The 24,962-nt window shown below is 65.7% G+C and carries 24 protein-coding genes; 10 read left to right on the top strand and 14 right to left on the bottom strand.

Annotated elements, in window-relative coordinates; genetic code table 11:
• Positions 1–64: 64 nt before the first annotated feature.
• The 6 genes from ACWKWX_RS20665 to ACWKWX_RS20640 all read right to left on the bottom strand — a co-directional run bounded on the left by ACWKWX_RS20665 (position 65) and on the right by ACWKWX_RS20640 (position 6,292).
• On the bottom strand, positions 65–289 hold the full coding sequence (locus ACWKWX_RS20665) for a hypothetical protein (RefSeq protein ID WP_416424073.1): 225 nt from the start codon (positions 287–289) through the stop codon (positions 65–67).
• A gap of 286 nt (positions 290–575) precedes the next feature.
• Entirely contained in the window at positions 576–950 is a 375-nt protein-coding gene (locus ACWKWX_RS20660; protein ID WP_416424075.1) for a MarR family winged helix-turn-helix transcriptional regulator, read from the bottom strand.
• Positions 951–1,243: 293 nt separating this feature from the next.
• On the bottom strand, positions 1,244–2,518 hold the full coding sequence (locus ACWKWX_RS20655) for a sugar MFS transporter (protein ID WP_416424076.1): 1,275 nt from the start codon (positions 2,516–2,518) through the stop codon (positions 1,244–1,246).
• A gap of 234 nt (positions 2,519–2,752) precedes the next feature.
• A complete protein-coding gene (gene poxB / locus ACWKWX_RS20650; RefSeq protein ID WP_473006551.1) occupies positions 2,753–4,471 on the bottom strand; it encodes a ubiquinone-dependent pyruvate dehydrogenase in 1,719 nt (572 codons plus the stop codon).
• A gap of 96 nt (positions 4,472–4,567) precedes the next feature.
• A complete protein-coding gene (locus ACWKWX_RS20645) occupies positions 4,568–5,425 on the bottom strand; it encodes a transporter substrate-binding domain-containing protein (protein ID WP_483828746.1) in 858 nt (285 codons plus the stop codon).
• Positions 5,426–5,503: 78 nt separating this feature from the next.
• Complete coding sequence (locus tag ACWKWX_RS20640; protein ID WP_483828745.1) at positions 5,504–6,292, bottom strand: HalD/BesD family halogenase; 789 nt, start codon at positions 6,290–6,292, stop codon at positions 5,504–5,506.
• A gap of 105 nt (positions 6,293–6,397) precedes the next feature.
• Here ACWKWX_RS20640 and ACWKWX_RS20635 point away from each other — a divergent pair, with 105 nt between their 5' ends.
• Positions 6,398–7,294 (top strand): LysR substrate-binding domain-containing protein, encoded by an 897-nt coding sequence (locus ACWKWX_RS20635; RefSeq protein WP_483828744.1) that lies wholly within the window; start codon positions 6,398–6,400, stop codon positions 7,292–7,294.
• 78 nt (positions 7,295–7,372) lie between these two features.
• Here ACWKWX_RS20635 and lldD read toward each other — a convergent pair whose 3' ends face one another.
• Positions 7,373–8,527 (bottom strand): FMN-dependent L-lactate dehydrogenase LldD, encoded by a 1,155-nt coding sequence (gene lldD, locus ACWKWX_RS20630; RefSeq protein ID WP_416424081.1) that lies wholly within the window; start codon positions 8,525–8,527, stop codon positions 7,373–7,375.
• Positions 8,528–8,902: 375 nt separating this feature from the next.
• Between lldD and idi the strand changes: the two genes are divergently transcribed.
• Entirely contained in the window at positions 8,903–9,412 is a 510-nt protein-coding gene (gene idi, locus ACWKWX_RS20625) for an isopentenyl-diphosphate Delta-isomerase (protein WP_416424082.1), read from the top strand.
• A 5-nt stretch (positions 9,413–9,417) separates the two neighbouring features.
• Here idi and ACWKWX_RS20620 read toward each other — a convergent pair whose 3' ends face one another.
• The 4 genes from ACWKWX_RS20620 to ACWKWX_RS20605 form a co-directional block, all read right to left on the bottom strand.
• Positions 9,418–10,167, bottom strand: a complete 750-nt coding sequence (locus tag ACWKWX_RS20620; protein ID WP_483828743.1) for a substrate-binding periplasmic protein — start codon at positions 10,165–10,167, stop codon at positions 9,418–9,420.
• Between the two features lie 66 nt (positions 10,168–10,233).
• Entirely contained in the window at positions 10,234–11,157 is a 924-nt protein-coding gene (locus ACWKWX_RS20615) for a sugar ABC transporter substrate-binding protein (protein ID WP_473006556.1), read from the bottom strand.
• 37 nt (positions 11,158–11,194) lie between these two features.
• Positions 11,195–12,346: a phytanoyl-CoA dioxygenase family protein gene (locus ACWKWX_RS20610; RefSeq protein ID WP_483828742.1), complete on the bottom strand. Its 1,152-nt coding sequence runs from the start codon at positions 12,344–12,346 to the stop codon at positions 11,195–11,197.
• A complete protein-coding gene (locus ACWKWX_RS20605) occupies positions 12,346–13,191 on the bottom strand; it encodes an SDR family oxidoreductase (RefSeq protein WP_483828741.1) in 846 nt (281 codons plus the stop codon). The genes ACWKWX_RS20610 and ACWKWX_RS20605 overlap by 1 nt, the downstream gene beginning before the upstream one ends.
• A 118-nt stretch (positions 13,192–13,309) precedes the next feature.
• Here ACWKWX_RS20605 and ACWKWX_RS20600 point away from each other — a divergent pair, with 118 nt between their 5' ends.
• Positions 13,310–14,341 (top strand): LacI family DNA-binding transcriptional regulator, encoded by a 1,032-nt coding sequence (locus tag ACWKWX_RS20600; RefSeq protein ID WP_483828740.1) that lies wholly within the window; start codon positions 13,310–13,312, stop codon positions 14,339–14,341.
• Here ACWKWX_RS20600 and ACWKWX_RS20595 read toward each other — a convergent pair whose 3' ends face one another.
• From ACWKWX_RS20595 to ACWKWX_RS20585, 3 genes are read right to left on the bottom strand one after another with little or no spacing between them, the layout of a single operon-like run.
• Complete coding sequence (locus tag ACWKWX_RS20595) at positions 14,342–15,406, bottom strand: maleylacetate reductase (protein ID WP_483828739.1); 1,065 nt, start codon at positions 15,404–15,406, stop codon at positions 14,342–14,344.
• Complete coding sequence (locus ACWKWX_RS20590) at positions 15,381–15,809, bottom strand: nuclear transport factor 2 family protein (protein ID WP_483828738.1); 429 nt, start codon at positions 15,807–15,809, stop codon at positions 15,381–15,383. Before ACWKWX_RS20590 ends, ACWKWX_RS20595 begins: the two co-directional genes overlap by 26 nt.
• Before the next feature lie 21 nt (positions 15,810–15,830).
• Complete coding sequence (locus tag ACWKWX_RS20585) at positions 15,831–16,643, bottom strand: dioxygenase family protein (RefSeq protein ID WP_483828737.1); 813 nt, start codon at positions 16,641–16,643, stop codon at positions 15,831–15,833.
• Between the two features lie 128 nt (positions 16,644–16,771).
• On the opposite strand from ACWKWX_RS20585, the gene ACWKWX_RS20580 reads away from it, so the two are divergent.
• The 7 genes from ACWKWX_RS20580 to ACWKWX_RS20550 all read left to right on the top strand — a co-directional run bounded on the left by ACWKWX_RS20580 (position 16,772) and on the right by ACWKWX_RS20550 (position 24,902).
• On the top strand, positions 16,772–17,686 hold the full coding sequence (locus ACWKWX_RS20580; RefSeq protein ID WP_416424091.1) for a LysR family transcriptional regulator: 915 nt from the start codon (positions 16,772–16,774) through the stop codon (positions 17,684–17,686).
• 212 nt (positions 17,687–17,898) lie between these two features.
• Positions 17,899–19,236, top strand: a complete 1,338-nt coding sequence (locus ACWKWX_RS20575; RefSeq protein WP_483828736.1) for a carbohydrate porin — start codon at positions 17,899–17,901, stop codon at positions 19,234–19,236.
• Positions 19,237–19,391: 155 nt separating this feature from the next.
• Positions 19,392–20,834, top strand: coding sequence for a sugar porter family MFS transporter (locus tag ACWKWX_RS20570; protein ID WP_483828735.1), 1,443 nt, complete (start codon positions 19,392–19,394; stop codon positions 20,832–20,834).
• 45 nt (positions 20,835–20,879) lie between these two features.
• Positions 20,880–21,776: an intradiol ring-cleavage dioxygenase gene (locus tag ACWKWX_RS20565; RefSeq protein ID WP_483828734.1), complete on the top strand. Its 897-nt coding sequence runs from the start codon at positions 20,880–20,882 to the stop codon at positions 21,774–21,776.
• A gap of 41 nt (positions 21,777–21,817) precedes the next feature.
• A complete protein-coding gene (locus ACWKWX_RS20560; RefSeq protein WP_473006567.1) occupies positions 21,818–22,684 on the top strand; it encodes a sugar phosphate isomerase/epimerase family protein in 867 nt (288 codons plus the stop codon).
• A 106-nt stretch (positions 22,685–22,790) separates the two neighbouring features.
• Positions 22,791–23,786, top strand: coding sequence for an inositol 2-dehydrogenase (gene iolG / locus ACWKWX_RS20555; RefSeq protein WP_475504744.1), 996 nt, complete (start codon positions 22,791–22,793; stop codon positions 23,784–23,786).
• A gap of 24 nt (positions 23,787–23,810) precedes the next feature.
• Positions 23,811–24,902 carry a Gfo/Idh/MocA family protein gene (locus ACWKWX_RS20550; protein ID WP_483828733.1) on the top strand — a complete coding sequence of 364 codons (1,092 nt, stop codon included), beginning with the start codon at positions 23,811–23,813 and terminating at the stop codon, positions 24,900–24,902.
• The last annotated feature ends 60 nt before the right edge of the window (positions 24,903–24,962 follow it).

The following is a 24,962-nucleotide window of genomic DNA, read 5'->3' as shown; positions in this document are numbered from 1 at the left end:
CGCAGAAGAGTAACAGAAAATTACCGCCCGCCCGGTGAAGGCCGCCGGGCGGGCCTGGCCCTGTTCAGCCATTGAGCATGCGCGCGATGCCGAAGGTCATGGCGCTGGCCAGTGCGGTGAGGGTGAAGGCGGTGGCCACCAGCCACTTGATCAGCGTCGACTCCATGCCCGCGAGGTCGGCCTTGGTGGCGCCATGTTTTTCGATCGAATCGGCCTTGCCTTCCACGCGGGTGAGCTTGTCGCGAATCTCGGGCAAGGTGTGCTCCAGTTGTTCGATGCGCTTTTCCATGCCGTTTCCTCCCGACGGGTTGGAACCTGGGCGGCAGTTGCCCCGGTTGGGTTCACTACGCTTGAGCACGGCGGCTGAAGGCGTCTTGAAATGCCGTTTGCAGTCGATGCTTCCGTTCATGGTGATTCATCCTCTTCCAGCGCAGCCCAGGTGCCGATGGTTGGGGGCAGGTGACAGGAAAAGCTTACGGGGGCAACCAGGCCCTCACAAGCTGGCCGGGACGAATCAGAAGCGTCCTACGGTGGGTCCTACGGCAGCGGCTACGGCGCAGGCGGGCGGGGGCGGCTCAAAACGCCCGCAACATCACGTTCAACGCTTCGAAATAAGCCCCCGGCACAACGCGCTCAGCCTCGTCGGGCAGTCGTGCCAGCAGGGCGGTTGCGCGCGCATGGACCTCGTTGCCGGCGGGGGTGGGGCTGAGTTTTATCCGGCGCCGGTCGGGTTGGTGGTGCAGGCGCTCGAGCCATTGCTTGCGTTCCAGCTGGTCGACCAGGGTGGTCACGCCCGACAGCGAGATGCCCAGCTGCTGGCTCAGGTGCATCGACACGCTGGTCTTGTGCTGCACCAGCTGGTCGAGCAGGGTGAACTGCGAAAGGGTCAGCCCCAGGGGGGCCAGGCATTGGCTCAGCGTGCGCTCAAGCGTGCCACGCGCTTGGGTCATGAGCCGGTAGGAATCCAGGTACGCTAATGTCATGCAGGTAACGCCAGTGGTTCGGGACGGGAAAACTTGCCGCGGCAGGGTACGACGACTGGCACTGGAAATTAACGAGGGATCGATCAAAGCAGCGTTGCGGGGGGCGCAATGATCTGGGGGGGCAGGACGCGGCCTGTGGCCGCTGCTACAGACAATTGATGGGGGGGTACGGATTCGCGTAGCAGCTGCCGCAGGCTGCGTCCGCTGCACGCGGGTGTCAGGTGCAGGACGCGGCCGGCGGCCGCTGCTACGGGGTTACATCAGGCGGGCTTGCGGGTGTACCAGCCGTAGCCGGCGATGGCGGCGTAGCACACCGCCGGTACCGCGAGGGAGAACGACAGGGTGCTGAAGTCGGCCACAAGGCCGGTCAGCGGCGGGACGATGGCGCCGCCGACGATGGCGCAGCAGATCAGCCCCGAACCTTCGGCGGAACGCGCACCCAGGTTGGCGCAGGCAAGCGCGAACAGGGTTGGGAACATCACCGAGTTGAACAGGCCCACCGCCAGGATCGACCAGCCGGCCACGGCGCCGTGGCTGTTGGCCGCCAGCAGGATCAGGCTGATGGAGCAGGCGGCGGCGCAGGCCAGCACCTTGCCCGGGGCGAAGCGGCGCAGCAGCGCGGCGCCGATGAAGCGGCCGACCATGGCGCCACCCCAGTAGTAGGCCACGTGCTTGCCCGCCAGTTCAGCGTTGAAGCCGAAGGTGTTGTCCTGCATCAGGAAGTTGGTCAGCAGGCTGCCGATGGCCACTTCCGCGCCCACGTAGAAGAACAGGCTGGCGGCGCCGAACGCGAAGCGCGGGCGCTTGAGCAGGCTCAGGGCTGCCAGTGGGTTGGTGGCTTCGGGGTTGATGGTCGGCGGCAGCTGCTTGCGCTGCTGCCAGACGATCAGCGCCACTGCCACCAGCGCCAGGGCGATGCCCAGGTAGGTGTGGCTGATGACCTGGGCTTCTTCGGCCAGGAAGGCGATCAGCGCCTGGGGCGACAGGCTGGCCGGGTCGACGGCGTTCAGCGTGCCCAGGATCAGGATGGCGCCCAGGTACGGGGCCACGGTGGTGCCCAGCGAGTTGAAGGCGTGGGCGAAGGTGACGCGGCTGCTGGCGGTGTCGGTCGGGCCCAGCAGGTTGATCAGCGGGTTGGCCACCACTTGCACGATGGTCACGCCGATGGCCAGCACGAACAGCGCACCCAGGAACGCGCCGAACACGCCCACCAGGGCGGCGGGGATGAACATCAGGCAGCCGGCCGCCATGGTCAGCAGGCCGATGACTGCGGCGCGCATATAGCCCACCCGCGCCAGCAGCAGGCCGGCCGGAATCGAGGCAATCACGTAGGCCAGGAAGAACGAAGACTGCACCAGCATGGCCTGGGCGTAGGTCAGGCTGAACAGGCTCTTGAGTTTCGGGATCAGCACGTCATTGAGGCTGGTGATGCTGCCGAAAATGAAAAACAGCGAGAAAACGAAAAAACTCAGGCGCTGGACGTTGCCGGTGGCAAGGGAGTTCAGCTCTGGTTTGGCAGTGGCAGTGCCGGTCATGAAATGGCTCTCGGTCTTATTTATGCTTGGAGGAATGGAAGTACGCCGGAGCGACGTTGCAGGGGAAGGTCATGGTGAATCAGCCAGTGTAGGGGCCGCGGATAATACTATTGTGGTGTCGAAATTCAACCGAATGGTCATGAAAACAGGCACTTGCGTGCAAAGAAGGAAGGCGGGCGCAGCGCCGTAGCCGCTGCCGAAGGCTGCGCTGGCCCGGATAAACGATGGATTTCTTCAGCGCAACCAGTTGGTCTTTGCCAGGTTTACCAATTCCTTGGCCCGCCCATCCAGCACCGCGCGCAGCATGAACAGACCGAACCCCTTGACGTTGGCGGCGGTGATTTCGGGTGGGATGATCAGCTCCTGGCGCTCGCTGACCACGTCCACCAACACCGGCCCGTCATGGGCGAAAGCATTGGCCAGGGCGCCTTCCAGGTCCTGTGGCCGTTCCACGCGGATGCCCTTGATGCCCATGCTTTGGGCAAAGGCGGCGAAGTCGGGGTTCTTCAGTTCACAGCCCACGTCCGGCAGACCGCTGGCCTTCATCTCCATCTCGACGAAGCCCAGGGTGCCGTTGTTGAGCACGATCACCTTCACCGGCAGGTTGGCTTGGCTGAGGGTGAGGAAGTCGCCCATCATCATGCTGAAACCGCCGTCGCCGGACATCGACACCACCTGGCGCCCCGGGTAGGTGGCCTGGGCGCCGATGGCCTGAAGCATGGCGTTGGCCATGGAACCGTGGTTGAACGAGCCGACCAGGCGGCGCTTGCCGTTCATTTTCAGGTAGCGCGCGGCCCAGGCAGTGGGGGTGCCCACGTCGCAGGTGAAGATGGCGTCCTCGGCGGCCATTTCGCTGACCAGGCGGCTGAGGTATTGCGGGTGAATGGTGCTGCTGCCGGGGCCGCTTTCGGCCAGGCCGTCGAGGTCCTTGCGGGCCTTGGCGTAGTCGGCCAGGGCCTGGTCCAGGTGCGCCGAGTCGGTGCGCTCGGGCAGGCGCGGCAGTAGCTGCTGCAAGGTGTGCTTGACGTCGCCGATCATGCCCAGGGCCAGCGGGCAGCGGTTGCCCAGGGCTTCGGGCTGCAGGTCGATCTGGGCGATGCGCGCGTGCTCGGGGAAGAACTGCCGGTAGGGGAAGTTGCTGCCCAGGATCAGCAGGGTGTCGCAGGCCTTCATGGCCTTGAAGCCTGACGCGAAGCCGATCAGCCCGGTCATGCCCACGTCATAAGGGTTGTCATATTCCAGGTGCTCCTTGCCGCGCAGCGCGTGGACGATGGGCGCCTTCAGCTGGCGGGCCAGGGCCACCACTTCGGCGTGGGCGCCGGCGCAACCGGCGCCGCACAGCAGGGTGATGCGCTGGCCCGATTGCAGTAAATGGACCAGTTGGTCTATTTCCGCTGCCTGGGGCACTACCACGGGCGGCTTGGGCGCCAGCCACTGGCTTACCGGCGCGTCCAGTGCGGCCAGGGCCACATCGCCGGGGATCACCACCACCGCTACGCCACGACGGCTGACCGCTACGCGCATGGCCCGCTCCATGATCTGCGGCAGTTGCTCGGGGCGCGATACCAGCTCCACGTAATGGCTGCAGTCCTTGAACAGGCTTTCGGGATGGGTGGCCTGGAAGTAGTCGATGCCGATTTCGCTGCTGGGGATGTGCGCGGCAATGGCCAGCACCGGCACGCCGCTGCGGTGGCAGTCGAACAGGCCGTTGATCAGGTGCAGGTTGCCCGGGCCGCAACTGCCGGCGCACACCGCCAGCTCGCCGGTCAGGTGCGCCTCGGCGCCGGCGGCGAACGCGCCGGCCTCCTCGTTGCGCATGTGCACCCAGTCCAGCCCGCCCAGGCGCCGCAGGGCGTCGGTGAAGCCGTTGAGCGAATCGCCCACCACGCCGTAGACGCGCTGGACGCCGGCTTGCTTGAGGGTGTTGACCATGTAATCGGCTGCGGTGGGCATGCTGCGCACTCCTGGATTCAAGTAGGTTCCTGAGTCTGAGTGCGCAGCGCCGCGGGTGTTCCGGGGCAATTATTAAGAAATTGCCATGAAGCGGGTTCAGGGCGCGACGTCGGCCTTGAACCATTTCTGCGAGAGTTTCTGCACCGTGCCGTCGGCCAGGGCTTCTGTCAGCGCCGCATCCAGGCGCGCCTTCAGGTCGCCGTCGCTCTTGCGGAAGGCCAGCGCCTCACCGGGCCCCCAGATGGCGCCGCCGATCTTCGGGCCAACCATGTGCACCGCTTGGTTGTCGGGGTTCTGCAGCGCCGAGGCGAAGAAGGTCACGTCATCGAAGGCGAAGTCGATGCGCCCGGCGTTGAGGTCCATCATGTGCTCGCCGGACTTCTTGTAGACGCGCACGGTGGCGACGTCGGCGAAGTTCTTCTCGATGAAATCGGTGTAGGCGGTGCCTGACTGGATGCCGATGGTCTTGCCTTTCACCAGGGCTTTCAGCGCCTCGATGGTCGGCCGGTCGTGGGCGGCGTCACCGTCCAGCTTGACCACGGTGTCGCTGGGGGCGCTGGCGATCAGCGCCGGGGTGGCGCTGACGAACACGCCCTGGGTGGCGGCGTAGGGGCGGGAGAAGTCGACGATGGCCTGGCGCTCCGGGGTGATGACGATGGCGTCCATCAGCATGTCGAACTTGCCGGTGTTGAGGCCGGCGATCATGCCGTCCCAGTCCTGGGCCTGCAACTTGCAGTCCAGCTGCACGCGGGCGCAGAGGTTGCTCAGCAGCTCGGGTTCGAAGCCGGCAATTTCGCCGCTGGGCAGGGTGGTGTTCCAGGGCTCGTAGGCGCCCTCGGTGGCGACGCGCACCTGGGTCCATTCCTTGGCGTTGGCCATGGCCGTGGTTAGCAGGGCGCTGCCGAGCAGGCAGCAGGTGACAAGGGTACGGGTGTTACGGCTGATCGCGTTCATGTGTTTCCCCAGAAGTTCGAGTGGTTCGGCAGGGGCAAAAGGTGCTGACGCTGTTGTTATTGTGCTAACGCGCTGGGCTCAGGCGGTGCGCCCGTAGAAGCCCAGTTGTTCCTCGGGGCTGAACAGCACGCCGGGGGTTTCGTAATAGGAGAACACCGCCACCATGCGCTCGCGGTCGCCGCGCACCGGGGTCACGCGGTGCGCGGTGTGCTTGCCGCGGAACACGTTGAGGGTGCCGGCCTGCAGGGCCAGGGTCTGCACTTGCGGGTCGCGGCCTTCCAGCAGTTCGGCGACGCCGGCGTAGTTGGGGTCATCGGCGCTGCGCAGGCCGGTGCGGTACTGGAACTCGCCGCCTTCGGCGGGCGATTGCAGCATCAGCGTGGTGGTGAATTCGGAGCGGTCGAAATGCCAGTTCAGGGTTTCGCCGTGGCGGTAGCTCATCACGTTGACCCGGGCCAGCGGGTCGGCCATCAGGTACAGGTGGGGCTTGTCCATCACCGCCGCCAGGAAGGTCACCAGCGGCATGTATTCGTACACCTCGCTGACCAGGCTGTCGCGCAGCTGGTCGGCGCACAGGGTGTGGCTGACGGTTTCCACCTGGCGCAGGGCCGGGTGGTCGGCGGGCAGGCCATCGATGCTCGGCTTGAAGTAGATGTTGTGGGTGCGGCTGTGGGTGTGGGATTCACGGTCCATCACCGGCTGGATCTGCTGGGCGGCATCGCGCACCGCGTCGCTGCGAATGAAGCCTTCCAGGCTGAACATGCCGTGCTGTTGCAACTGCGCGCGGGACTCGTTGACCAGTTTGTGCCAGGCGTCGCTGCCGGGCTGGTGCAGGGGGTAGCGCTGAAGATCAATGATGCTGCTCATGATGGACCTCGCGTTTGACGATGGAGCCACCGTAACCCGAGAAAAACTTAGCAACAACGGCAGAAATTGTTAGGCTTCCCGCAGAAAAACTGGAGGGAAAGCCCCATGCGCCTGCCACCGCTGAATGCCCTGCGTACCTTTGAAGTGGCTGCCCGGCTGGGCAGCTTTGTGCTGGCTGGCAGCGAGCTGGGGGTGTCGGCGGCGGCCGTGAGCCTGCAGGTCCGCCACCTGGAGGATTACTTCGGCAAGAAGCTGTTCACCCGCAGCGGCAACCGCCTGGCGCTGACCGATGCCGGCCTTGCGGTGTACCCGCAGACCGCCCGGGCCCTGGGCGAAATCGCCAGCATGACCCTGCGCACCCTGGAGGGCGAGGTGCGCACGCGGCTGATCGTCAGCGTGCCGTTTTCCCTCGCCGAGGGCTGGCTGGCCCCGCGCCTGGCGCGGCTACTGGAGGTGTACCCGCAGCTGTCGGTGGACGTGCGCGTGGAGGACGACCCGGTGGACCTGGCCCGGCATGACGTGGATATTCGCGTCAGCTACGGCGACTACCATTATCCGGCGTGCAAGGCGGTACCGTTGTTTCACGACCAGGTGGTGCCGGTGTGCACGCCAGAGCTGTGGTACCGCCACGGCAACCCGCAGTTCGACCTGGGTCAGTTGCCCCCCAGTCTGTTCATCCACACCCAGTGGGGCGCCAATTACGCCTCGCACCCTACGTGGAGCGACTGGTTCGCAGCGCGGCAGGTGCAGCACTCGCCAGACCCGGCGCTGGGGCGGCGGTCGGGGCTGTCGAGCCTGTCGGTGACCCTGGCGCGGCTGGGCATGGGCATTGCGCTGGGGCAGCAGGCCCTGGCCGCGCCGGACCTGGAGGCGGGGCGGTTGATTGCCCTGTCCACGGCGTCGTTGCAGTTGGGGCACCCGTATTGCGCGTTCGTGCCCGGCGGCAAGGAGCAGCGCGCCGACGTCGAACGCATGCTGGCCCTGCTCAAACACCCCCTGTAGCAGCTGCCGCAGGCGGCGTCCTCACCACGGGGCGTGTCAGGTCCAACGCGTCGCCGATGACGCGGCCTGCGGCCGCTGCTACGGGGCGGCGGCGAAGGCGGTGGCGGCCAACGACTCGCGGGTGATTTCCTTGATCGACTTCGCGCCGGTCAGCACCATGGCTACGCGCATTTCCTTTTCGATCAGGTCGAGCAGGTTGCTCACGCCGGCACCGCCGGCGACGGCCAGCGCATAGATGAACGCGCGGCCCAGCAACACCGTGTCGGCCCCCAGGGCAATCATCCGCACGATGTCCAGCCCGTTGCGCACCCCCGAGTCCGCCAGTATCGCCAGCTCGCCCTTCACCGCATCGGCAATCGCCGGCAGCGCGCGGGCGCTGGACAGCACACCGTCCAGTTGGCGACCGCCGTGGTTGGACACCACGATGCCATCGGCGCCGAACGTCACCGCGTCGCGGGCGTCCTGGGGGTCGAGGATGCCCTTGATCACCATCGGCCCCTGCCAGTAGTCACGAATCCACTCCAGGTCCTTCCAGGAAATCGACGGGTCGAAGTTGCTGCCCAGCCAGCCGATGTAGTCGGCAAGGCCGGTGGGGTGGCCGCGGTAGGTGGAGATATTGCCCAGGTCGTGGGGCCGGCCCAGCAAGCCCACGTCCCAGGCCCAGGCCGGGTGGGTGACCGCCTGCAGCATGCGCCGCAGCGGCGCGTTGGGGCCGCTCATGCCCGAGTGCGCGTCGCGATACCGCGCGCCGGGCACCGGCATGTCGACGGTGAACACCAGCGTGGTAACCCCCGCGGCCCGGGCGCGCTCCAGGGCATTCTTCATGAAGCCGCGGTCCTTGAGCACGTACAGCTGGAACCACATGGGCCGCTTGATGGCCGGCGCCACTTCTTCGATGGGGCACACCGACACCGTCGACAGCGTGAACGGAATGCCCTTGGCATCGGCCGCCTTCGCCGCCTGCACCTCACCGCGCCGGGCGAACATGCCGCACAGGCCGATGGGCGCCAGCGCCGCTGGCAGGCTCAAGGTCTCGCCGAACAACTGGGTCTCCAGGCTCAGCTCGGCCATATTGCGCAGCACCCGCTGGCGCAGGGCGATGTCGGCCAGGTCGTCGACGTTGCGCCGCAGGGTATGCTCGGCGTAGGCGCCGCCGTCGAGGTAATGGAACAGGAAAGGCGGCAGTTTGGCTTGCGCCGCAGCGCGGTAGTCGGTGGCAGCCGAAATGATCATGAGCGAAGGGGTTCTCCTTGAGGGCGCAATGCGCAGGCCATGCACGTCGCACCACTGTAGCAGCAACTGTCTTTGTGGGAGCTGGCTTGCCAGCGAGTTTTCAAGGCCTCAACAGCTCGCTGGCAAGCCAGCTCCCACAGTCCGTAGCAGCAACGCCTTGAAACCGCGTCGTCTGCATCGCGACCATGTACACGCGTTCCCGTAGCAGCGGCCGCAGGCCGCGTCATGGCAACACCGCAGGGCCCAGGACGCCGCCTGGCGGCAGCTGCTACGGGATTCATAAGCGGGGGCTTATCAATGATGCACCCTTTAGTGAATGGATTGCCCATTCATTTGCGTTCATCGTGCAGGCTTGTCCGATTACGCGAAGTTCTTATGCCCACGCACGCCCTCCACACACCGCAAGTTGCCAAGGCCTTTTCCTGCTACATCTTCGATGCCCAGGGCAGGGTACTGATTACCCGCCGCGCGTTGGGCAAGCGCGTGTGGCCGGGGGTGTGGAGCAACTCGCTGCATGGCCACGCCCAGCCAGGCGAGGCGCTGGACCAGGCGCTGCTGCGCAGGTCGGCCTGCGAGCTGGGCATTGCCGTGGAGCAGGTGGAGCTGTTGATGGACGACTTCAGCCAGCCGGCGGACCCTGCGTGTGCAGGCGTCGAGGTGTTCCGCGCGGTGACCCGCGACGCGCCGCTGCCAGCGCCTGACGAGGTCATGGAGTGGCAATGGGTGAAGGCCGAGACCGTGCTCAGCAGCGCCAGCGCCACGCCGTTCCTGTACAGCCCGTGGATGGTTGCCCAGCTGGAAGCCATTCTGGTGCGGGGCCTGTACCTGCGCTGGCGCGGCAACGCCATCAAGCGCAGCAACGGCCGCTTTCCGTACCGCTGGTAGACTGGTCAGCGCTCAATGTAACGGCGTTGGATTCGCGCCAGCTCGCCCGACTGCCGCAGCTGTTCCAGGGCTCGGCCCCACGCCGCCACCAGCCCGTCATCCGAGTCCTGGCTGAAGGCGATGTAGAGTGATGAGCGATACAGCTCCACGGGGATCTGCCGCAAGGTGCCCGGGGCAATGTGCAGCACCTGGCTGTAGTACGCGACGCCCGCCGCGGTGTCGCCGATGATGATGCCGGTGCGGCCGGCCAGCAGCATGCGGTACAGCTGCAGGTTGCTGGCGGCGCTCTTGTCGAGGTTGCCGAAACCCTGCGCCTCCAGCTGTTCAGGCACCAGCCCGGCCTGCCGGGTGGTGATCTGCGGGGCGTGCAGCAGCTGTTCGCGGGAGTCGAGCTGCTGGGGCGCGCTGGCCAGTTGGTAGGGGTAGATCGACTCTTCGACGATAGGCCCGACCCATTTGTACAGCGGCTCGCGCGCGGCGGTGCGGAACAGCGAGAACATGATGGTCCGGGGGCGGGTCTGCAGGGCATGGGTGCTGCGCATGCTGGGCAGCAGCTGCACCTGGAAGTCATCCCCGGTCAGCGCCATGATCGCCCGGACCACATCGGTGGTCATGCCGGTGAGCTGATTGTTTTCAAGGTAGTTGTACGGGGCCCACTCTTCGGTGACCACCCGGTAAGGCTCGGCGGCGGCGACCTTGGCAAGTGGGCCCAGCAACAGACAGAGCAACGCGGTGATGAGTGTCGTCGATTTCACGTGTCCTGCCCGGTCGGCTGTACGGGGGAAGCAGCCCCAGTATAGACCGAGGCGCCCCGGTAACCGCTAGGGGTTCACAAACTGCTGGTAGTTGGCCTTGGTAATCAGCTGGTAGGGGATGGTCAGCTCCGCCTGGTAGGGTTCCTTGCGCACCATCTTCAGCGCCAGGTCGATGGAACCGTAGGCCTGGCCCTTGTTGTCCTGGTACACGGTCACGCTCAGGTCGTCCTTCTTGATGGCTTCAAGGCCCGCCGGGCCGCCGTCGCTGCCGCCCACCAGGATGTCCTTGCCCGGCTGCAGGCCGGCCTGGCGGATGGCCATGGCGGCGCCGATGGCCATCTCGTCGGCGTTGGCGGCCACGGCGTCGATCTGCTTGCCCGAGACGATCCAGTTGTTCATCAGGTCCATGGCCTTGCTGCGCTGCCAGTCGGCGGTCTGCTCTTCCACCACGTGAATATTGGGGTAGTCCTTGAGCACGCTTTTCACCCCGCGGGTGCGGTTGTGGGTGGCGTCGTTGGACAGCAGCCCGAGCATGATCGCCAGGTTGCCCTTGCCGCCCATTTTGTCCGCCAGGTAGCGCATCTGCATTTCTCCGGCCTTCACCTCGTCCGAGCCCACGTAGCCCACGCCCACTGGCAACTGCGGGGTTTCCGGGCGACGGTTGACGTACACCAGCGGGATATGGGCCTTTTGCGCGTCTTCGGTGATTTTCGCGGTGGCGGCGGTGTCCACCGGGTTGACGATGATGGCGTCCATGCCCTGGGCGGTGAAGCTCAGCACCTGGTTGAGCTGGCGCACCACGTCGCCCTGGGCGTCTTCGAACTGCAGGGTCACGCCCTGCAGCTGTTTGCCGTGGGCGGCCATGTAGTCGCGCATCTGCGCCAGGAACACATCATCCACCTGGGCGATGCTGATGCCGATGCGCACATCGGCCATGGCCAGGGGGGACAGCAGGGCGCTGAACAGCACGGCGAGCATTTGTTTTTTCATGGGTAGATCCGCTTTATCGTTATTGTTGGAAGGAAGTTCAGGCCCGGCGTTTGTCGCGCAATTGCTGCACGCGCTCGGTAAAAGTGGCCACGCTGCAGCCTTCGGCCAGCGCCGCCAGCATCAGCTGTTGCCCGGTCTGCGGGGCCAGGCCGTGCAGGGGCGGGTCGGTGTCGAGGTTGGTGGGGAACGAATAGCCGTCCGCGGTGCAGGCCACCACCGCCGCCACCTGCTCAGCGCTCAGCACCTGGTCGCGCACCTGCTGTAGCAGGCAGGGGTACAGCGCCAGCATCATGCGTTCGCGGTCCAGGGCCTCCATGGGCTTGCCGAACGCCGAGGAAATCTGCAGCAGGTTGGCCATGCGCTGGCGGTCGGCGGTGCGGTTGGTGCCGGCCGCGTGGAACAGCGCCGGGTTGAAGAACAGCAGGTCGCCCTTGTTCAGCGGCAGCTGCACCGCATGCGCCTGGAAGTACTCGATGAATTCCGGGCGGCGCCAGGCCAGGTAGCCCAGCGGGTACTGCTGGGAAAACGGCAGCAGCAGGGTCGGCCCGGTGTCCAGCGGCATGTCCGAATGGGCGATGGCGCCCTGCAGGGTCAGGTACTGGGACAGCACGTGCAGCGGCAGCGGGAAGCGCTCCACCACTTCCGGCACCTGGAAGCCCAGGTGGTAGTCGCGGTGCGGCTGCTGCGCCTGGCCGCCGGGGTGCACCACGTTGACCTGGGCCGTGACCTGGAAGTCCGGGCCCAGCCAGGCCTCGGCGATCAGCCCCAGCAGCGGGTTGGCGTAGTACTCGATGAACGAGGCCGGCGACTGCAGCGCAGCCTTCTGCAAGGCGTTCCAGATGCGCCCGTTGCTGCCGGCCTTGGCGAAATGGTCGGCTGCCACGCCCTGGGCTGCCTCTTCGGCGAAGATGGCGTCGAACACCTCGCTGTGGCGGTCCACCACTGCCAGGTCGGTGTAGGCCTGGCGCACCACCATCACCCCCGGGCCCTGGCTGAACAACTGGTGCAGCTCGTCGAGCACCGCGCCGCGCTCGGCGTCGCGCAGGGTGTGTGCCTGGTAGATGGGCACGTTGGCCTGCACCTCCGAGCACAGCGGGTAGTGCCGGGGCAACGCCTGCTGTTCGCACAGGCGGCTGAAGTCCTGCAGCTGCACGGCGTCGCTGCGCACGAATACCGATGGGCTGTTCATCAGGCGCCCTCCGGCAAGGTCAACGGGCTGCTGGGGCGCGGTGCGGTGTCGTCGCCGCAGCCGACTACGCCTTGCTCAAGGTCGAGCACGGTGCCGGTCATCATTCCCGACTCGGCGGACAGCAGGTAGGCGACGCTGCGCGCTACTTCTTCAGGCTTGAGCAGGCGGCCAAACGGCAGCCCTTGCTCGGCCCGTTCCAGCCAGCCGTCCTGGGCGCCGTGGTAGCGGCGCTGGATCTCGTCCTCGTGGGGCGTGTCCATCCAGCCGATGTTCAGGCCGTTGACGCGGATGCGGTTGCGCAGGGCGCTGAAGGCGACATTCTTGGTCAGCACCGCCAGCGCGCCCTTGGAGGTGGAGTAGGGGCACAGGTACGCCGGGCCACCGTGGCCGACGATGCTCTGGATATTGACGATGGCGCCGGCCACGCCCTGGCCGATCATCAGCTTGATGGCTTCCTGCATGAGGAAGAACGGCGCGCGCACGTTCACCGCGAACAGCCGGTCGAACAGCTCGGGCGAGGTGTCGAGGATGGTGCCGCGGTCGGACATGCCCGCGCAGTTGACCAGCCCGTGCAGGGTGCCGAAGTGGGTGCGCGCGGCCTGGATGATCGCGCGGCAGTCTTCCACGCGTTCGAGGTCGGCCTGCACGAAGTGCGCCTGGCAATCGAGCCGGGCGAGTGCCTGCACCTGGGCCTGGCCTTCGGCCTGGCGGCGGCCGCAGATGATCAGGCCGGCGGCGCCACGCTGGGCGAGGGTATGCGCCACGGCGGCGCCCAGGCCCTGGGTGCTGCCGGTGACGACGAAATACTGGCCGTGGAAGGGGCGGTTGAGGTCAGCTGCTGCCATGGGTTTGCTCCTGGTTTTTTGTTGTTGTGCTGCCCTGGCTCGACGCCTGGCGAAACTGAGACTAGCATTGCGCTGACCTCGTCAAAGCCCAAAAAGACCTCAGAAAAACCTCACGCCCATGACCCTTCTCGAACGCGCCCGGCACTTCTCCATCAAGCAGCTCTCGACCCAGGCCGGGGTCAGCAAGGCCACCGTCGACCGCGTGCTGCACCAGCGCGGCAGCGTGCATTACCAGACCCAGCGGCGCATCGAGCAGGCCCTGGGCGAACTGGAGGCCCAGGAGCAGAACGGCCTGGCCGTGGGCCGCACCTTCCATGTCGACGTGATCATGCACACGCCCAAGCGCTTCAGCGCCGCCGTGCAGGCGGCCATCACCCAGCAGCTGGGCAGCCTGGCGCCGTTCCGCATTGCCCCGCGCTTTCACCTGTTCGAGGAAATCGAGCCCCAGGCCATGCACGACCAGCTGCTGCGCTGCCTGCACACCGGCAGCCAGGGCGTGGTGCTGAAGGCCGCCGACGAGCCGGCGGTGAACCAGGCGGTGAAGCAGCTAAGCGCCGCCGGCATTCCCGTGGTGACCCTGGTCACCGACCTGCCGCACAGCGAGCGCATCGGCTATGTGGGCATGGACAACCGCACCGCCGGGCAGACCGCCGCCTACCTGCTGTCCCGCTGGCTGGCGCCTCAGGCACAGGAGGTGGCGGTGGTCATCGGCAGCGCCTTGTTCCGCGGCGAGGAGGAGCGCGAGATGGGCCTGCGCATGTGGCTGCGCGCCCACGCCCCGCACGTGCAGGTGGTTGATATCAGCGGCGGCTATGGGGTGTACGAGCGCACCCGCGAGCGGGTCACCGCCGCGCTTGCCCAGCACCCCGGCTTGCGCGCGGTGTACAGCGTGGGCGGCGGCAACCGCGCCATCGTCGACGCCTTCGCCGCGTGCGGGCGGCCGCTGGAGGTATTCATCGGCCACGACCTGGACGAGGAGAACCGCCAGTTGCTGGAAGAACAGCAGATGGCCGCGGTCATCGACCACAACCTGCAGGTGGATGCACGCAACGTGTTCCTGCACATCCTGCAGTACCACCGGGTGTGGAAAACGGGGCCCATCGCACCCTCGCAGGTGCAGATCGTCACCCCGTTCAACCTGCCGTACTGATTACTGCGGGCGCACGCCGTCGTAGGCGTCCTGCAGCAGCTGGCGAATGGCCGTGGCCTCGATGGCGCGCGGGTTCCAGTAGGGGTTGGAGAGGGCGATATCGGCGGCGCGGTCCAGGTCGGCCTCGGTCAGGCCCAGGTCCTTGAGGCGGGTGGGCGCGCCTAGCGAGCTGGACAGGTCGAACAGCGCCTGCGCCGGGCTGCTGTCCACGCCCAGCGCGCGGCTGATGCGCGACAGCGCCGGCGCCGCCGACTGGTTGTAGGCGATGGCGTGTGGCAGCACGATGGTGTGGGTTTGCGCGTGGGGCAGGTTGAAGCTGCCGCCCAGGGTGTGGCACAGCTTGTGGTGCAGGGCCATGCCGACGTTGCCCAGCACCGTGCCGCACAGCCAGGCGCCGTACAGGCAGTCGCCACGGGCAGCCAGGTCGGCGGGGTCGCGGTGGATGCTTTTCAGGCCTGCGGCCAGGGCGCGGATGCCTTCCTCGGCCATCAGCGACATCACCGGGTTGCCGTCCTGGGCGTACAGCCCTTCGGCGGCGTGGGCGATGGCGTTCATGCCGCTGGTGATGGACATTTCCACCGGCAGGCTGACGGTCAACTCAGGGTCGTAGATCACGGTTTTCGGCAGCACGCGCGGGTCTTTGCCGGTGCGTTTCAGGCCGTTTTCGGTGAGGCCGAACACCGGGGTCATCTCCGAGCCGGCGTAGGTGGTGGGAATGGCCAGAATCGGCAGGCCGGAATCCATGGCGATGGCCTTGCCCAGGCCGGTGGTGGAGCCGCCGCCAATGGCCACGGCGCAGTCCGCGCCCAGGCGCCTGGCCACTTCGCGGGCTTCGCGCGCGGTCTCGATGGGCACGTGCATCACCGCCTTGTCGAAAATGTCGGCGGCGCGGTTACCCAGCAATTGCGCAATGTGCTCGGCCTGGGCGCGCTGTTCGGGGGTGCACAGCACCAGCGCGCGCTTGGCGCCCAGGCGGTCGATCTCCGCCTCCAGCTGTTGCAGCGAGCCCTGGCCGAAGATGACGCGTGACGGCTGGCCGTTATAGACGAATGGGGGCGTGGACATGGGGCAGGTCTCCTTGAGAAGTGACGGGGCGCTGGAAGACGGCGGTGGGTTGGTAGGCGACCAGCGCCCATTGCCCGCCGCTGTTGAGCCAGACGCTCAGCGTGCGGTTGTGCAGGGTCTTGGCGACACCGTGGGAGGTGATGTCGGCCGTCATCTCGCCGAACGCCAGGGCGGTGTCGCCCAGGCGGCGCACCTCGTGCACCTGGTGGTCGATGCGGTGGTACAGGTACAGGCCCTGGCGGCACTTTTCCAGATAGGCGGCCAGGGTGTCCCTGACGCCATTGGAATGCACGTAGACCAGGTCCGGGTGGGCAAGCCGTGCGAAGGTGTCCAGGTCGCCCAGGCGCATGGCCTGGTAGCGCTGGTGTTCCAGCGCGGCAATGGCAGCGTGATCGTCGTGCAAGGGGGCCTCCAGGGGCAGGGTTCAGGCGTGTTTCGCCAGGACAAAGTCGAACGCCAGGGTGTAGAACACCTCGTCGCTGTGGCCGCCATCGGGCGTGGCGCCTGGCGGCTGGCATTGCCACTGGGTGATCAGCGACGGGCGCACGGCAAACAGCGCGTCCGAGTCCAGGTACGGGTCGCCTTCACGGTACACATGGGTGGTCAGCGGCTGGTAGCCGCTGGCGCTTACCGAAAACGCCAGGTGCGCCGGGCGCCAGGCATGGCGGTTGAGCACGCTCAGCAGCTGGTTCACCGGGCCGTCGTGGCGCACTTGCTGGCTGCCGGGCAACGAGGTGCTGAAATGGTAGCGGCCCTGGTCGTCGGCCTGCAGCAGCGCCTCCACCCCGGCCACGCGCAGGTGCAGTTCGGCGTAGGGCACGGCGGCGCCCTTGTCGTCGCGTACCACGCCCTGCACGTAGCCCTTGGGGCCGCCCAGGTGCGGGTTGATGTCGGCGCCCAGGTCGTGCAGCACGGCACTCGGGCCGGGGGCTACGTAGAAGGCGGTGGCCTGGGTGCAGGCCGCCGGCTTGCGCTCGTTCTGCGCCAATACCAGGGTCGACAGCCCCAACACGTTGGACAGCAGCGCGAATTCCTCGCTGGCCGGCGCCACCTGGCCCACCTGGCCAAGAAACTCGATGCCCTGGCGCCATTCGGCTTCGGTCAGCTTGATGTCCCGGGCGAAGGCGTGCAGGTGCTGCACCAGGCTGGTCATCAGCTCACACAGGCGCGCATCGCCGGTGCCGCGGTTATAGGCCAGCACTGCCTGGGTAATGGTGGTTTCGTCCAAATCGCGCATCGTCACTCCTGCGGGGCAGCACGCTTCTCAGCCTGTAGCGCCGCACGTTATAGTTCCGCAGGATGTAAGAAAAGGCCGCTCGCGGAATTCTTTATTTCACCTGTGAAAAAATAAAAAGGACGTACACAGTGGACCGCCTGACCGAACTTGAGCTGTTTGTACTGACCGCCGAAGTGGGCACCCTGAGCAAGGCGGCAGAGATTCTGGGCCTTTCCAACGCCGCCGCCAGCCGCCACCTGGTGGCGCTGGAGCAGCGCCTGAACACGCGGCTGATCGACCGCAATACCCGGCGCCTGGCCCTGACCAATTCCGGCCACCAGTTCTATACCAGCTGCAAAAGCCTGCTGGGCGAGTTGAAGGAAGCCGAGGCCTCGCTGAGCGAATCGCTGGTGCAGCCGGTGGGCACGCTGACCATCACCTCGTCGATTTCCTTCTGCATGCTGCACATCGCGCCGCTGATTCCGGCGTTCCGCAAGCTGTACCCGCACATCACCGTGAAGCTGCTGGGCGAGAACCGCTACTTCGACATCATCGACAGCGAGATCGACCTGGCCATCCGCACCAAGGAATACGAGCCGGACTCCAACATCACCATTCGCCGCCTGGCCGAGACCCGCCGGGTGCTGGCGGCGTCCCCCGGCTACCTGCAGCGCAAGGGCACGCCCAGGTCCATCGACGACCTGGCCAACCATGACCTGCTGATCTACAGCCACGCCAACCAGCCGCGCACCATGCGCTTCACCCGAGGCAAGGAAGAGGCGGCGTTCAAGGCCGAGCCGATCCTGGAAACCAACGACGGCCAGATAGTGCGCGCTGCCGCCCTGGCCGGCGGCGGCATCCTGGTGCAGCCCAAGTACATCATCAACGCCGATCTTGTGGCGGGGCGGCTGATACCGGTGCTGGACGACTGGGATTTGCCACGGCTGACCATCAACATGGCATTCCAGAGCAGGCGCTACATGCCGGCGAAGTTGCGCGTGTTCATTGAATTCCTGCTGGCCGATTTCAATAAACACGAACACGAGCGTTATTGGACCCGTTAGCCAGTTTTCCGCGTGGCGGAATTCACATTTAAGTTTTCAACGGGTATTCACTCGAACTTCACCCCCCTATGATCCGTGGCGCTGGGAAGCGGCGAACCCCAGCAGCCACGGGGCCTGGTCCATTTATTCGTATTTGCCCAGGGCAATAATGGCGCCCGGCTTCACTTCGCCCGCACGTTAATAACAAGACCAACAACAAGGAAACGTCACGCATGAAAGACTTTGCCAAAAGCACGGTTGCGGTCAGCCTTTGCCTGCTGATTCCCGGGCTGGCTTGTGCCGATAATCAACCGTTTGCCGCCGACTCCCACTGGATGACCGGGGACTGGGGTGGGGCGCGCAGCGGTTGGCTGGACCAAGGGGTGGATGTACAGCTCAATTACACCGGCGAAATGGCCGCCAACGCCCACGGGGGCTACGACAAGGACCACACCGCACGCTGGACCGAGCAGTACGCGGTGGGCGTCAAGGCCGACCTGCAGAAACTGCTGGGCTGGGACAGTACCCGCTTCCAGTTGACCATCACCGAACGCGACGGCCGAAACCTGACCAATGACCGCATCGCCGACCCGCGCACCGGTGGCTATTCCTCGTCCCAGGAAGTGTACGGCCGCGGCCAGACCTGGCGTCTCACCGAGATGTGGATGAGCAAGGCCTGGTTCGACGGTGCCCTGGACATCAAGGCCGGCCGCTTCGACGAAGGCTCGGACTTCAACAGTTTTCCCTGCGACTTCCAGAGCACGCCGTTCTGCGGTGCCCAGGCGGCCAACTGGATTGGCGACATCTGGTACAACTGGCCCGTCAGCCAGTGGGCCATTCGCACACGCTACCAGTTCGCGCCCGAATGGTACGCGCAGGTCGGCGTGTTCGAGCAGAACCCGTCGAACCTTGAAGTGGGCAACGGCTTCAAGCTGAGCGGCAGTGGCACCCAGGGTGCGTTGATACCGGTGGAGCTGGTGTGGAGCCCCACCTTCAACTCGCTGCCTGGCGAGTACCGCCTGGGCTACTACAAGAGCAGCGCCAACGCCAACGACGTGCTGGAAGATCGCAACGGCAACCCTCAGCCATTGACCGGCCAGGCCTTCGAGGAACATGGCAGCCGCCACGGTTACTGGCTGGTGGTGCAGCAGCAACTGACCGCGCGCGACGGCGACCCCAAGCGCGGCCTGTCGGTGTTCGCCAACTTCACCCACCACGACAAGGCCACAAGCCAGGTTGACCACTTTATCCAGGCCGGCATCGTCTACAAGGGGCTGCTCGACAGCCGCCCCCTGGATGACCTGGGCATAGGTATCGCCCAGGTGCACACCAACGCCGATTACCGCGAGCGCGCGCGGCTGCAGAACCAGGCCAACGGCGTCAGCGACTACAACGACCCGGGGTATATCCCGCTGCAATACAACGAGACCAGCAGCGAGATCTATTACGGCGTGCACGTGACCAACTGGCTGACGGTGCGGCCGAACCTGCAATACGTGAAGAACCCGGGCGGCGTGCGTGAGGTGGATGCCGCGCTGATCGCCGGCCTCAAGGTGCAGGCCCGGTTCTAGAGCGCCTGCACGGCAATGCGCGCCGTTGGGGGAGGGCGGCGCGGTTTTCCACTAGATGGAAAACACATTTGCCATTGCGGCATGTTTTTTCCAATTCAATCGCAGTAATCTCCTCCCCACTGAGCGTACACATAAATTCAATAAAGGTTGACCTCATGTCCAGTAACCAAACCGCCGCCGTTGGCGCGTCCGCGAAAATCCTCTGGCGCATTGCCGCCATCACCACCATGGGCTCGTTGGGGTTCGGTTACGACACCGGGGTCATCTCCGGCGCATTGCCATTCATGGCCCTGGAACCCGCCCAGGGCGGCCTGGGCCTTACGCCCATGTCCGAAGGCCTGGTGGCCTCGGCACTGATCTTCGGCGGCGCTTTCGGCGCACTGTTCGCCGGCCAACTCTCCGACCGTTATGGCCGCCTCGGCGTGCTCAAGGCCCTGGCCGTGCTGTTTGCCCTGGGCGCCCTGGGTACCGCGCTGTCGCCCACCCTGTGGAGCATGGTCGCCACCCGTTTCGTGCTGGGCATCGCCGTGGGCGGCGCCTCGTCGGCAGTGCCGGTGCTGATCGCCGAGCTGGCCGCGCCCAAGCATCGCGGCCGGCTGGTGTGCCAGAGTGAACTGATGATCGTCTCCGGCCAATGCCTGGCCTACATCGCCAGCGCCGGCCTGGTGCACCTGTTCGACAGCCCCCAGGTGTGGCGCTACATGCTGGCCATCGCGCTGATTCCGGCGGCGCTGCTGTACGTGGGCATGCATTTCGTGCCGTCGTCGCCGCGCTGGCTGGTCAGCAAGGGCCGCATCGACGAAGCCAAGGCCACCTTGCTGGGCATTCGCGACACCCACCGCGAAGTGGACCGTGAGTTGAAGGAAATCATCGCCCAGTGCGACGTCGAGCGCCGCCATGGCGGCAGCCTGGCCAAGCTCGCCGAGCCCTGGCTGCTCAAGCTGCTGGGCATCGGCATCGCCCTGGGCTTCATCATCCAGTTCACCGGCGTCAACGCCTTCATGTACTACACCCCCATGATCCTCAAGGAAACCGGCATGGGCACCCACGCCGCACTGATCGCCACCATCGGCAACGGCGTGGTGGCGGTGGTGGCGACGCTGATCGGCATGTGGTTGATCAACCGCCTGGGCCGGCGCACGATCCTGCTGCTGGGCCTGACCGTGGTGGTGCTGGCGCAGATCTTCCTCGGCGTGGTGATGAACTTCATGCCCCACTCGCTGCTGCAAAGCTACCTGGCGCTGGGCGGCGTGCTGATGTTCCTGTTCTTCATGCAGATGTGCATCGGCCCGGTGTACTGGCTGCTGATGTCCGAACTGTTCCCCACCCACGTGCGCGGTTTGATGAACGGCATCAGCGTCGGCATCTTCTGGCTGTTCAACGCCGTCGTCGCCTTCGCCTTCCCGCTGATGCTCAGCGTGATGGGCGGCATGACTTTCTTCCTGTTCGCCGTCATCAACATCGGCTCCATCGTGTTCTGCACCCTGTGGCTGCCAGAGACCAAGGGCATGACCCTGGAGCAGATCGAGCAATTCATGCAGCAGCGCCTGGGCGGCCGCACCTGGCGCCGCGCCAGTGCCAACGCCAATGCCTGCTGACACCGACCACCGGCCTTCCACAATAATGATCAAGGACATCAAGCCATGACTGCTCACCTGAACACCGACACGCCCGTAGGCGGGCTCTTCGAGGAAGAGCGTTCGGCCGAGATCGTCAACGCGCGCATCACCGCCGAAGCCGACCCGCGCCTGAGCGAGGTCATGTCCGTCATCACCCGCCACCTGCACGCGGCCATCAAGGAAATCGAGCCCACCCACGAAGAGTGGTTCAAGGCCATCGAATTTCTCACCAGCACCGGCCACATGTGCACTGACTGGCGCCAGGAATACATTCTGCTGTCTGACGTGCTGGGCGTGACCATGCTGGTGGACGCCATCAACCACCGCCGCCCCAGTGGCGCCACCCCCAACACCATCCTCGGCCCGTTCTACGTGGCTGACGCGCCGCGCTACGAGAACGGCGCCAACATCTGCCTGGACGGCAAAGGTGAGCCGACCCTGGTCAGCGGCCGGGTGCTGGACACCGACGGCAACCCGATTGTCGGCGCCACCCTGGACATCTGGCAGACCAACGACGACGGATTCTACGACGTCCAGCAGAAGGGCGTGCAGCCCGAGTACAACCTGCGCGGCCTGTTCACCACCGACGCCGACGGCTACTACGCCTTCCGCACGGTGAAGCCACGGCATTATCCGATTCCGGCCGACGGCCCGGTGGGCAAGTTGCTGGGCCAATTGGGGCGCCACCCCAACCGCGCCGCGCACCTGCACTTCATCGTCACCGCGCCCGGCTACGACCAGGTCATTACCCACATCTTCACCCCCGACTGCCCGTACCTGCACGAGGACACGGTGTTCGGCGTGAAGAAAGAGCTGATCGCCGAATTCACCACGCAGAGCGACGCGGCCACGGCCCAGCGCTACGACCTGCAAGTGCCTTACCTGGCCGTGAACTGGGACTTCGTCCTGACTACGGCCTGATACCTCGACCCGATCTTCAACGACAATCAAAAGTGATCGACATGCCCGACAAAAACGTTGAACTGCTTGCAGCCTACTGGACCCTGGCCGGTGATACCTACCCCGGCGCGCCCAGCGAGATCAGCCCGTTTTCCCTGCAGGCGCGTGCCGAGGCGGCGGCCAAGGCCGGCTGGCGCGGCATGGGCCTGGTGCACGCGGACTTGGTGCACAACGTCGCCAAGCTGGGCATCTCCACCGTGCGCAACATTCTCAAGGACAACGGCATCAAGCACGTGGAAGTCGAGTTCCTGACCGACTGGCACCTGGAAGGTGACGTGCTGGCAGCCTCCCACGTGATTCGCGACGAGCTGCTGGAAATAGCCGGCGAGCTGGGCGCGCGCAGCCTGAAAGTGGCCGGCGGGCTGTTCGAGGAAGGCCCACCTGACGTGGCACGCATGCGTGATGCCTTTGCCATCCTCTGTGATGCCGCCGCCCCCTACGGCACCAACGTGGTGATCGAGTTCCTGCCGTTCTCCAGCGTCAACACCATCGACCGCGCCATCGCCGTCACCGAAGGCGTGCGCCCCAACGGCGGCCTGCTGGTGGACACCTGGCACGTGGCCCGTGGCGGCATGAGCTTCGACGAAATCAGCAAGATCCCGCTGGAACTGATCAAGTCCATCGAGCTGGACGACGCCAACCATGCGGTGGTCGAGTCGTTCTTCAACGACTCCACCCACCACCGCAAGCTGTGTGGGGAAGGGCAGTTGGACGTGCCGGAGTTCATTCAGCAAGTGGTCAACGTCGGCTACCGCGGCCCGTGGGGCGTGGAGCTGATCAGCGCCGAGCTGCGCAAGCTGCCCCTGGACGTCGCGGCCAAGCGGGCCTTCGACACCACCATGGCGCAGTTTGAAAACATCAAGTTCTGAAAAAAATGTGGGAGCTGGCTTGCCAGCGAGCTTTTCAGCCGTTCAACAGCTCGCTGGCAAGCCAGCTCCCACACATACAAACAACAGCGTTTTCAGGAGAAACAACATGGTAGGTATCGCAGTATTGGGCGCAGGCCGTATCGGCAAGATCCACGCAGCCAACGTGGCCGCGAGCAAACTGGCCAGACTGGTGGTGGTGGCCGACCCCTTCGCCGAGGCCGCCTCGCGCCTGGCCGATGAGCTGGGCGCCGAAGCCATGACCGATTGCGAGGCGGCCATCGACCGCGCCGACGTCGACGCCATCGTCATCGGCACGCCCACCCACACCCACATCAACCTGATGCTGCGCGCCGTGCGCCAGGGCAAGGCGGTGCTGTGCGAAAAACCCATCGACCTGGACATGGCCAAGAGCCTGGCCGCGGTGGAAGAAGTGGAGCGCCTGAACGGCCGCGTGATGCTGGCCTTCAACCGCCGCTTCGAGAGCACCTTCGCCGAAATGCGCGCTGCCATCGACGCCGGCGACATCGGCGAAGTGCGCCAAGTAGTCATCACCAGTCGCGACCCTGGCCTGGCCCCCGAAGACTACATCCAGCATTCGGGTGGCATCTTTCGCGACATGACCATTCACGACCTGGACATCGGCCGCTGGCTGCTGGGCGAGGAGCCGGTGGAAATCAACGCCATCGGCAGCCGCTTGATCGACCCGGCCATGATGGAAAAGTACGACGACTACGACACCGCCATGGTGCAGATGCAAACCGCCTCGGGCAAGCAGTGCCACATCAACAACTGCCGCAACGCGGTGTACGGCTACGACCAGCGCATCGAGGTGTTCGGCGCCAAGGGCATGCTGCAAATGGACAACCTGCGGCCCACCACCATCCGCCGCTGGAGCCAGGACGTCACCGATGCCCGCGAGCCGCTGCTGAACTTCTTCCTGGAACGCTACCAGCAGGCCTACAAGTCGGAACTGGAAGCCTACATCGACGCCCTGGTGCACAAGAAGCCGCTGCCTACCACCGTGCAGGATGGCCTGAAAGCCCTGAAGCTGGCCGACGCCTGCGTGGAATCGGTGGCCAGCGGCCGCACGGTCAAGCTTTAAGCCGCGGATAACAGGAGAACAACCATGACTTACCAACGTGAGCGCGGCACCCCAATCGGCGTGGCCTGCCTGGGCATTACCCACCCGCACACCTCGGGCCGCGTCAAGGCCTTCAAGCGCCTGGCCAACGTGCAGTTCCACGGCGCCTACGACGACACGCCGCTGCTGCAGCCGTTCTGCGACGCACTGGACGTGCAGCCGCGCAGCAAGGAAGCGATCCTCGCCGACCCCAACGTGCACATCGTGCTGGTGCACCCCAAGAGCTACCTGATGGCCGAGTGGGCCATCGAGGCCCTGGAAGCCGGCAAGGCAGTGCTGTGCGAAAAACCCGCCGGCCGCGGCACCCAGGACACCCAGCGTATCGTCGAAGCCGTCGAACGCACCGGCGGCCTGTTCCAGGTGGGCTACTGCTGGCGCTACGCGCCGTCGGTGGAAAAGATGCAGCAGGTGCTGCAGAGCGGCGAGATCGGCAAGGTGCTGCAGGTGCGCGCCCACGCCGGCTGCTCCCACGACGAGGCCGACACCAACCACATGAAGCAGCCGGGCGACCGTGGCGGCGCGTTCTACGTGATCGGCTGCCACACCATCGATCGCATCCTGCTGCACTTCGGCAAGCCGAAATCAGTGAACGCGCGCATCACCAAGTTCGCCGGGCAGATGAGCGATTCGGCCCGCGAAGATGCCGTGGGCGCGGTGCTCAACTATGACGACAAGCTGGTGACCATCGACTTCATGTCCTGGGACCCGATGCCCTGGACCGAAAGCTGGGACATCACCGCCTACGGCACCCACGGCGTGATGCATTCCACGCCCATGCCGGCCTCGTACAAGCTGTACCACGACGGCAAGAACGGCCACCAGCAGGGCTGGACCCACTGGAACGAAAACAGCTTCCCGGAGATCTGGGCGGTGCGCAAGACCGTCTATTCGCCGGAAATCGCCGAGATCGGCAACCCGGTGTATTTCGACCGCGAAGCCGCGGCCTTCATGCACTCGGTGTATACCGGCGCGCCATCCAACGTGCCGGCCACCCAGGCCCATGACATCAACGTGATCCTCGAGGCACTGTTCGAGTCCGCTGATGCCAACGGCCAGGAAGTCGCCCTGGCGCTGTAACACCACCCGCAGTCCCGGTACGCGAAGTGCCCGCTCGGCCCGATTGATTTCGAGCCGACT

Source organism: Pseudomonas imperatae (genome assembly GCF_057128625.1).
Note: the sequence above shows the minus strand (reverse complement) of the source record. Positions and strands in the feature narration are given on the sequence as shown.